This window comes from Luteibacter sp. P4_D7_3 (assembly GCF_056401735.1).
In genome coordinates, this window is sequence record NZ_JBFUIT010000141.1 from 1 (window position 1) to 9,469 (window position 9,469).

A 9,469-nucleotide genomic window follows, 5' to 3' on the forward strand; every position below is an offset into this window, starting at 1 on the left:
GCAGTCGCCGATCAAGGCCGATCCCGAGTGGCGCAAGACCACGTGCCCGTCCTGCGGCGGTCCGGGTGAACGCRAGACGGATACCTTCGACACCTTCATGGAGTCGAGTTGGTACGCCGCGCGTTACACGAGTCCGGGCGCGAATGCCCAGGTGGACGAGCGCGCCAACTACTGGATGCCGGTCGACCAGTACATCGGTGGCATCGAGCACGCGATCCTGCACCTGCTTTACTTCCGCTTCTATCACAAGCTCATGCGTGACGAAGGGCTGGTGAACAGCGACGAGCCGGCCACGAACCTGCTCTGCCAGGGCATGGTGATCGCCGAAACCTACTTCCGGAAGGAAGCCAACGGATCGCTCACCTGGTTCAATCCGGCCGACGTGGACGTGCAGCGCGACGAACGCGCGCGCATTGTCGGCGCCGTGCTGCGTAGCGACGGAAAGCCGGTGGAAATTGGTGGCATCGAGAAGATGGCCAAGTCCAAGAACAACGGTGTCGACCCGCAGTCCATGGTGGGCAAGTACGGCGCGGACACGGTGCGCCTGTTCTCCATGTTCGCCGCGMCGCCGGACCAGTCGCTGGAATGGAACGAGGCCGGTGTGGAAGGCATGGCCCGCTTCCTGCGCCGGCTGTGGCGCGACGTGTCGGCGCATGCCGATGTGGCTGCCCAGGCAGAGGGTGACAACGCTGCCGCCGACGGTGCGCGCAAGGCCCTGCGCCGCCAGCTCCACGAAACCATCCAGAAGGTCACCGACGATATCGGTCGCCGCCAGTCCTTCAATACGGCCATCGCGGCCCTGATGGAACTGTTGAACGCGCTGGCGAAGTTCGACGACGCCAGTGCGAAGGGCGCCGCCCTGCGCCAGGAGGCGTTCACCGCGGTCGTCCAGCTGATCAATCCGTTCACCCCGCACATCGCCCATGCGCTGTGGCAGGTGCTCGGCCACGGGGAGACCCTGGTCGAGGATGCGGGCTGGCCGGTGGTCGATCCGACGGCCCTGGTTCGCGATTCGCTGACCTATGCAGTGCAGGTCAACGGCAAACTTCGCGCTACCATCGAGGTGCCGGCTTCGGCGTCGAAGGAAGACGCCGAGGCGATGGCGCGCGCCGAGCCTACCGTGGCGCGCATGCTCGAAGGCCAGACCGTGCGCAAGGTGATCGTCGTGCCCGGCAAGATCGTCAACATCGTCGCAGGATAATCATGAGCCCGAACCTCTCCCGTTCGCTGCGTACCGCCCTGGTCCTCGCCTTCGTCGCGCTGGTCAGTGGATGCGGCTTCCATCTGCGACAGACGGCCGCTCTTCCGCCGGGTATGAAGAAAATCCATCTCACGGTGGCATCGGGCGGCATGCTGCAGCGCGAGCTCGGTCGTGCGCTGACGAACTCGAACGCGGAGATCGTCGACCACGCCTCGGTCGACGCGGCTGACCTGACCATCACCTCGAACACCTTCCGTACCGATTCGCTCACCGTGAGCGGCACGGCACGCGTGACCGAGTACGCGGTGCGCTACCACGTGGACTTCAACGTGAGGGCGGGCGACGGCACGGTCATCGTTCCGCCGCAGTCGGTCGACATGTCCCGCGAGTTCAGCTATGACGCCACCAACACCATCGGTACGGCCAGCCAGACCGAAGAGCTGCAGCGCAGCCTGATCGGCGACATGGTCCAGTCGATCCTGTTCCGCCTCGAGGCCGCTGGGGCACATCCGGCCGCCGCGGCGACGCCGGCGACGCCCAGCGGTACCTGAGGAAGCCTGACCGTGCCGATGAGTCCCGGCCAATGGCAGAAGCACCTCGCCGGCGACCGGATGGCGCCGGTGTACCTGCTGGCAGGCGAGGAATTGCTCGTGCTCGAGGCGGCGGATGCCGTGCGGGCCATGGCACGGCGGTTGGGCTACAACGAGCGCGAAGTCCTCGAAGCGGACAGCCGCTTCGACTGGGACGATCTAGCCCGTTCCTCCGCTGGCCTTTCCCTGTTCGCCACCCAGCGGCTGCTGGACCTGCGACTCGCGGGCGGGCGAGCGGGCAAGGACGGTAGTTCGGCGATCAGCGAATTCGTTGCCAATCCACCGCCGGATACGACCCTGCTGATCACGGCGACCGAGTGGAGCACCAAGCACGAGGCGGTGTGGACGAAGAACGTCGACGCGGGCGGCATCCAGGTGGTGTTCAACGCACCTCGCCCGAACGAATGGACACAGTGGGTCGGCGCCCGACTGACCTCGCGGGGCGTCAAGGCAAGTCCCGACGCCGTCGCCATGCTGGCCGAGCGGGTCGAAGGCAACCTGCTGGCCGCCGCCCAGGAAATCGACAAACTGGTGGTGCTTGCGGGCGACCAGCGCCTGGACGCGGCGACGCTGGAAGGCCTTGTGGCCGACAGTGCCCGCTTTGACGCCTTCAAGCTTACCGACGCGGCGTTTGCCGGGGAGGGTGGCCGCGCGCTGCGCATCCTGGCCGGCCTGCACTCCGAGGGCGACGAACTCATCGCCCTGATGGGTTGGCTGGTCAACCAACTTCAGTTGGCGCTACGCCTGGCCAATGCACGAGATTTCGCCGCGCAGGCCAAGGTGGAACGACTCTGGCCCGCGCGCGAGCAATTGTTTCGCAAGGCCTTGCGTCGTGCGCCTCGTGAGCACTGGCTGTCGTGCCTGGCGCGCGCCGCACGGATCGACCGCATGGCCAAGGGCCGCGAGCAGGGCAATCCCTGGCTCGAGGCCGAGCGACTGATCGCCGCCATCGCCGAACCCCGCGCCGCGGCCGCCTTCGGATGAACCAGGCGCGTCCGCTCGCCATCCTCGGCGGCACCTTCGATCCGATCCATCACGGCCACCTGCGGGCCGCGTGGGAAGCCGCCGAGGCGCTCGACGCCGAAGTCAGGATGGTTCCGGCACGCACGCCGCCGCATCGGCCGGCCCCGGTCGCCGATGCCTCAGGTCGTGTTGCCCTGTTGCGCGCGGCGCTCGCGGGCCAGGACCGGTTAACCATCGATACGCGTGAGCTGGACCGCGATGGCCCTTCGTACACCGTCGATACGCTGGCCTCGCTGCGCGCGGATATCGGGCCGGACCGTCCGTTGGTGCTTCTTGTCGGGGCGGATGCGTTCGTCGGGCTGGCTTCCTGGCACCGCTGGCGACAGCTGTTCGAATTCGCCCACGTGGGGGTGCTGACGCGTCCTGGTGTCAGCCATGCGCCGTCGGGCGAGCTGGCTGATTTCACCGTGGGACGCCGTGCGGAGCGGGTCCATGGACCCGCCGGGTCGGTGGTCGACATCGCCATTACCCCACTGGATATCGCCGCCACGGCCATTCGTGAGGCCTTTGCGGCGGGCCACGAGCCGCGGTTTCTGCTGCCGTCGGCCTGTTTCGAGGATAAGGCCCTGCTGGCGCCTTATCGGGCCCTGAGGGGCTGATCGCCGCTGAAGCGGCTCCCACAGGTCTGCGGCAGGCTCCTTGTGGGAGCCGCTTCAGCGGCGATGCTTCAGCGGCGATGCTTCAGCCCAAGGCCGTCCGGCCCTGAATACCTGTCCAGGCATTTGACGCGCCCGCCGCCAGCGGGGGTTATACTGCCCTCGAAGCCGGCATTCCGCCGCATGAGGTTTTCGCATCTTGAGTTCGACCGCATCCCGCAAGGCCAAGGGCAAGTCCGCCGTCAGTAACGAGCTCCTGCGCCAGCGCGTCGTCGCCGCGCTCGAAGACCTCAAGGCCAAGGACGTCCGCGAAATCGACGTTCGTGGCAAGACCTCCATCGCCGATATCCTTTTCATCGCGTCGGGCACCTCAGCCCGTCACGTCAAGTCGATTGCCGACGAAGTCATCAAGTTCGCCAAGCAGGCGGGTGTGATGCCGCTCGGCGTCGAAGGCCAGACCGAAGCCGAATGGGTGCTGGTCGACCTGGGCGACATCATCGTCCACGTGATGATGCCTCGCATCCGCGAGTTCTACGGCCTCGAGCGCCTGTGGACCGTGGGCGACGACGGCTTCGAAGCCGCCAACGACTGAGCCCGCTATGCGGGCTCGACTCATTGCGGTCGGCGAGCGCATGCCGGCCTGGGTGGCGGAAGGCTTCGCCGAGTACCGCAAGCGGCTGTCGCATGAGTTCCCCCTCGAACTGATCGAGATCAAGCCCGGACTTCGTGGCAAGGGTCGCGATGACGCACGGGCCACGCTCGACGAGGGCGCGGCCATTCTCACGGCCTTGCCTCGCGACATCCATGTCGTCGCACTCGACGGTCGCGGCAAGACATGGTCCAGCGAAGACCTGGGCCAGCAGCTCGAACAGTGGCGGATGGGCGGTCGCGATGTCGCGTTCCTCATCGGTGGACCGGATGGTCACGCGCCCGATGTCCTCGCCCGCGCCGACCAGCGCTGGTCGCTGGGGCCGCTGACCCTGCCACACATGCTCGTGCGTCTCGTGCTCGCCGAGCAGTTGTATCGCGCTACCACCCTGGTGGCCGGTCATCCCTACCATCGCGCCTGAAGGACACGCCGTGCTTTACCTGGCTTCGCAATCGCCGCGCCGGCGGGAACTCCTTGGCCAGATCGGTGAAGCGCCGCGCGTGCTCGACGTCGATGTGGAAGAGATCCGGCGGCCCGGCGAAGCGCCCGAGGCGTACGTTGCCCGGGTAGCCCTGGACAAGGCCCGCGCGGGCTACGCCCTGGTCTCGGCCGAAGCGGGAGTCCGCGTGATCGGTGCGGACACCGAGGTRATACTGGGCGATGAGGTTTTCGGCAAACCGCGCGACGCGGCCGACGCGGCATCGATGCTGCACCGCCTGTCCGGCCGCGAGCACCAGGTGGTCTCGGCGGTCTGGCTGATCGACGAAAAAGGCGAGCGCGATGCACTTTCGGTGTCCATCGTGCGATTCGCCCCACTCGGCGCGGCCCAGATCGACGACTATGTAGCCAGCGGCGAATGCTTCGGTAAAGCTGGGGCCTACGCCATCCAGGGTCGCGCGGCGGCCTTCATCGAACACCTTTCCGGCAGCTATTCGGGCGTCATGGGCCTGCCGCTCCACGAAACTTCCCGACTCCTCAGGAGTCAGTGACATGTTGTCGGCGCGCGGGCTATAAAGCGCGATGACTTAAGGATAGGGGCTGGTGTGAGCGAGGAAATCCTGATCAATGTCACACCGCGTGAGACGCGGGTGGCCGTTGTCGAAAATGGCATGCTGCAGGAGGTCCACGTCGAGCGCGCATCGAAGCGCGGCTACGTCGGCAATGTGTACAAGGGTCGCGTGCAGCGCGTCATGCCCGGCATGCAGGCGGTGTTCGTCGAGATCGGTCTCGATCGCGCCGCATTCCTGCATGCTTCCGATATCGTCCGGGCGCCACTTCCGCCGACCGATGCGCCTGTCGATGGCAAGTCGAACGGTCACGGTCCCGTGCCGCCGATCAGCGAACTCGTCCACGAAGGCCAGGAAATCGTGGTCCAGGTCGTCAAGGATCCGATCGGCAGCAAGGGTGCGCGTCTGTCCACGCACCTCTCCATTCCCTCCCGCTATCTCGTGCTGCTGCCGCATTCGCGCACGCTGGGCGTTTCCGTGCGGATCGAGGAAGAGTCCGAGCGGCAGCGACTGAAAGACATCATTACGCCGCTGATCGGCGAGAACCCGCTGGGTTACATCGTTCGTACCAACGCGGAAGGGCAGTCCGAGGAATCGCTCGCGTTCGACGTGACCTACCTGAGCAAGGTCTGGCGCGTGGTCCAGGAGAACATCCAGAAGGCGAAGATGGGCGAGCGCGTTTACGAGGAACTCTCGTTGCCGCTGCGTTCGCTACGCGATTCGCTCAACGACGGCATCGAGAAGGTGCGTGTCGATTCACGCGAAACCTACGAGAAAACCGTCAAATTCGTGCAGAAGTTCATGCCGGTGCTGTCCGACCGTATCGAACATTATGCGGGCGAGCGTCCGATCTTCGATCTCTACGGCGTGGAGGACGAAATCCAGCGCGCCCTGCGCAAGGAGGTGCCGCTGAAGTCCGGCGGTTACCTCATCGTTGACCAGACCGAAGCGATGACGACCGTCGATGTGAACACGGGTGGCTACCTCGGCAGCCGCAATCTCGAAGAAACCGTTTACCGCACGAATCTCGAGGCGGCGCAGGCCGCGGCGCGCCAGTTACGGCTGCGCAACCTGGGCGGCATCATCATCATCGATTTCATCGACATGGTGGACGACGAGCACAAGCGGCAGGTGTTGCGCATGCTCGAGAAGGGCCTGCAGAAGGACCACGCCAAGACCACGGTGTATCCAATGTCGGCACTGGGGCTGGTCGAGATGACCCGCAAGCGCACTACCGAAAGCCTCGAACGCCAGCTCTGCGAGCCGTGCCCGGCGTGCAGCGGTCGCGGTGCACTGAAAACCGCGGAAACGGTGATCTACGAGATATTCCGCGAAATCACCCGCGCCGTGCGCCAGTTCAATGCGCAGAAATTGCTGGTCATGGCGAGCCCGAAAGTCGTCGGTCGCATTCTCGAGGAAGAGTCCGCTGCCGTGGCCGAACTCGAGGAGTTCATCGCCAAGAGCATCCGCTTCCAGGCGGAAGAGCATTACTCGCAGGAACAGTTCGATGTCGTGCTTCTCTGACGCCGGCGCCTGCCGGAACGTGGGCCGGTGAGTCCCGGCTGGCGCCATCGCGCACGACGCCTGCGGTTCTTCCTTCTGGGTCTGGTCGCAAGTGTGCTGGTGGCGCTTGCCCTGGTGATGGCGGTCGGCCAGCTGTTGTTGCCGCTGGCCGCGCACTATCCCGACCGTGTCGCCGCACTGCTCAGCAAGAAGCTGGGCAAGCCGGTGCGCTTCGGCTCGCTCGAAGGTTTCTGGCGGCCGTCGGGCCCGCTGTTCGTGATGCGCGATGTGACCATTGCCCCGACCGAAGGCGGTGATGCGCTGCGTCTGCCGCAGGCGGCGGTAAAGCTCGACTTCGGTGCCTTCGTGCTGCCGTCGCGGCACCTGCTCAACCTGCGCCTGCGCGACATGCGCATGGGCCTGCATCGTGCCGTCGATGGCCGCTGGAGTGTCGATGGCTTTGGCGCCGGTGGCGGTACGCAGAAAGTTTCCTTCGGCAACCTCTCCGCGGACCTCTGGCTCAGCAACCTCCGCCTTGAAATCGCCGACGACACCACTCACCGCAGCTACGGACTCATTGCCGACCAGCTGCGCATCAGCCTTCAGGGGCAGGCGGTTCGTGTCGGTGGCAGCTTGCGCCGCGAAAACGTCAGTGGCCTGTTGACCGCGGCGGGGCGCTTCGCTGCCGACGGCTCCAATGGTCGCGTCTACGTCAAGGGCGCCGACCTGGACCTGGCCGCACTGACGGCGGATTTCAATGCCGGAGGCTATGCGTTGGCCGGTGGCAAGGGTGGTTTCGAATCATGGCTCGACTGGCGCGACGGACACGTCGTGCGCGCCACGTCGCGCGTCGATTTCGATGAGCTCGCGGTACGTGGTCCGGCGCGCACGGTAAGTACGCCGGGCCTGCATGGCATTGTCGACATGCATCGCACTGCCGATGGCCAACGCGTCGATTGGGCAGGCGCCGACGGTGGCGATCTCGCCCTCGTGACGCATACGCAGGGCGATCGCAGTAACGGCACGGTCGTCGCGCGAAAGATCGAGCTCGGGCCGCTGCTGCCCTGGGCCGGGCTCGCGCCGCAGGTGTCCCCGGCACTCGCTCGCTGGCTCTCGGCCGGACGACCACGCGGCCGCCTCGGCGATGTCCATGCCGATTGGGATTCCGTCGACGGTCTCCGCTTCGTCCATGCAACCTTCGTCGGCCTGGGTATCGACGCGATCGGCAAGCTGCCGGGCGTGTCCAGGCTCGATGGCGAGGTATACGGCGACGACCAGGCGCTGGCGCTCAGCCTGCCCAGGCAGGCTACGACGCTCGATTTCACCGGCGTGTTCCGCAAGCCCTTCGTGATGTCCATGCTCGGCGGCGACATGGCTGCCTACAAGGACGGCGACGACTGGCACATCGGCGTCGATCCGCTGGATTTCCAGGGCGAAGGTTTCGGCGGCCAGGCACGCGGCGAGTTCGTCGTTCCCGGCGCCGACACCGGTCCCTTCATGGATATGTACGTCGCCCTCGGACCGGGCGACGTGCCGGCGGCCAAGCTGTTCTGGCCTCATACCATGTCGGAAGGTTCGCAGAACTGGCTCAACCGCGGCCTTGTCTCCGGACACATCGAAAGCGGTTCGGCGGTGGTGCGTGGCAACCTCCGCGACTGGCCGTTCCGCAACCAGGAAGGCCGCTTCGAAGGTCGTGCCGTCATCGACGACACCGTGCTCGACTACGGCACGGGCTGGCCGCGCGCCGAAGGCCTCTCGGCCGTAGCCACCTTCATCGACAATGGCATGTATGTCGAGGCGACCGAAGGCCACTCGCTCGGCAATGCGGTCAGCTCGGCGACCGCCGCCATTCCCGACTTCGCCAATGGCATCCTCGACCTGAAAGTGAGTGGCGCGGGGACCGGAGGCAGCTATCTGGACTTCATCAAGAACAGCCCCATTGCCAGCAACAGTCGCGAGTCCATCGACAAGCTGAAACTGGGTGGCACGGGTGAGTTCGGCTTCAACATGCTGCTGCCATTGGGCAACGCGCACGACGTGACGCTGGACGGCAAGGCCACGCTGAAGGACGCCGACCTCGTCGCTAACGAGTGGAAGTTGCGCCTGGACAAAATCACCGGGCCGATGAGCTTCGACGCGAAGGGCTTCAAGGCCACCGACCTGAAGACCTCCTTCCATGGCCAGCCGGCCGATCTCGATCTGGCCATCGGCGGCGCGACCGGCGACCCGGCGAAGATCATCGATGCGTCCGTTACCGGCGCGTTCGCCGTGAGCGAGTTGGTCGCCGACTACGAGAATCTGAAGTGGATCGGCGATACCGCGAAAGGTCGCGGCAACTTCCGCCTCGGCTATGTACTGTCCCGAACGGGGCAGGGTGACACGACGGCGCAGGCGTTGACGGTCGATTCGGATCTGCGTGGCGTGGAGCTTCTGCTGCCCACGCCGGTCAAGAAGCCGGCGCCTCTTGCCGAGCCGTTGTCGCTGCGCGTTGGCTTGCCTGTCGATGGTGCGCGACTCGACCTCGCCCTGGGTGATGTCGTACGCGGACGCCTCCGCCTGCCTACCGACAAAGTGCCGATCGCCGCCGCCTTCAATCTGGGTGCGGCCGTTCCCACGGCTATGCCGGCGCAGGGCTACCTCATCGGCGGACACGCGTCGAAACTCGACGTTTCCGGATGGGTGCAATACGTGGTCGGCATGTCTGCCAGCGGCGGCAGTGGTCCGGGCCTTAGCGGACTGGATCTCGTCACCGACGATGGCGAAGTCTTCGGCCAGCATTTTTCCAACATGCACATCGTTGCGCGTCCGGGTCTGCAGGACCTTTCGCTACGTGTCGACAGCGACGCCATGGCCGGGCAGCTCAACGTACCCAATGACGAGCTGCGTCGTCGCGGTATCAC

9 protein-coding genes are annotated in these 9,469 nt (G+C 65.7%); all 9 read left to right on the forward strand.

What is annotated here, in order from left to right; genetic code table 11:
* On the forward strand, window positions 1-1,201 hold a 1,201-nt coding region (locus AC1DSN_RS13090), incomplete at its 5' end, for a class I tRNA ligase family protein (protein ID WP_477331047.1).
* A 2-nt stretch (window positions 1,202-1,203) separates the two neighbouring features.
* Window positions 1,204-1,752, forward strand: a complete 549-nt coding sequence (locus tag AC1DSN_RS13095) for an LPS-assembly lipoprotein LptE (protein ID WP_477294776.1) — start codon at window positions 1,204-1,206, stop codon at window positions 1,750-1,752.
* 12 nt (window positions 1,753-1,764) lie between these two features.
* A complete protein-coding gene (gene holA, locus AC1DSN_RS13100) occupies window positions 1,765-2,775 on the forward strand; it encodes a DNA polymerase III subunit delta (protein WP_477294774.1) in 1,011 nt (336 codons plus the stop codon).
* Window positions 2,772-3,413, forward strand: coding sequence for a nicotinate-nucleotide adenylyltransferase (gene nadD, locus AC1DSN_RS13105; RefSeq protein WP_477294771.1), 642 nt, complete (start codon window positions 2,772-2,774; stop codon window positions 3,411-3,413). The genes holA and nadD overlap by 4 nt, the downstream gene beginning before the upstream one ends.
* Window positions 3,414-3,609: 196 nt before the next feature.
* On the forward strand, window positions 3,610-4,002 hold the full coding sequence (rsfS, locus tag AC1DSN_RS13110) for a ribosome silencing factor (RefSeq protein WP_063573123.1): 393 nt from the start codon (window positions 3,610-3,612) through the stop codon (window positions 4,000-4,002).
* A gap of 7 nt (window positions 4,003-4,009) precedes the next feature.
* A complete protein-coding gene (gene rlmH, locus AC1DSN_RS13115; protein ID WP_477331049.1) occupies window positions 4,010-4,480 on the forward strand; it encodes a 23S rRNA (pseudouridine(1915)-N(3))-methyltransferase RlmH in 471 nt (156 codons plus the stop codon).
* A 10-nt stretch (window positions 4,481-4,490) separates the two neighbouring features.
* The gene (locus AC1DSN_RS13120; protein ID WP_477294767.1) at window positions 4,491-5,048 is read left to right on the forward strand and encodes a Maf family protein; all 558 of its coding nucleotides are present in this window, start codon (window positions 4,491-4,493) and stop codon (window positions 5,046-5,048) included.
* A gap of 54 nt (window positions 5,049-5,102) precedes the next feature.
* Window positions 5,103-6,590, forward strand: a complete 1,488-nt coding sequence (gene rng, locus AC1DSN_RS13125; protein WP_063573120.1) for a ribonuclease G — start codon at window positions 5,103-5,105, stop codon at window positions 6,588-6,590.
* A 27-nt stretch (window positions 6,591-6,617) separates the two neighbouring features.
* The coding region (locus AC1DSN_RS13130) for a YhdP family phospholipid transporter (protein ID WP_477331051.1) at window positions 6,618-9,469 on the forward strand (2,852 nt) is incomplete at its 3' end.

Bases quoted from the DNA above. Each gene is read 5' to 3' on its own strand.
- rlmH (WP_477331049.1), top strand. From the start codon at position 4,010: ATGCGGGCTCGACTCATTGCGGTCGGCGAGCGCATGCCGGCCTGGGTG.
- nadD (WP_477294771.1), top strand. From the start codon at position 2,772: ATGAACCAGGCGCGTCCGCTCGCCATCCTCGGCGGCACCTTCGATCCG.
- AC1DSN_RS13095 (WP_477294776.1), top strand. From the start codon at position 1,204: ATGAGCCCGAACCTCTCCCGTTCGCTGCGTACCGCCCTGGTCCTCGCC.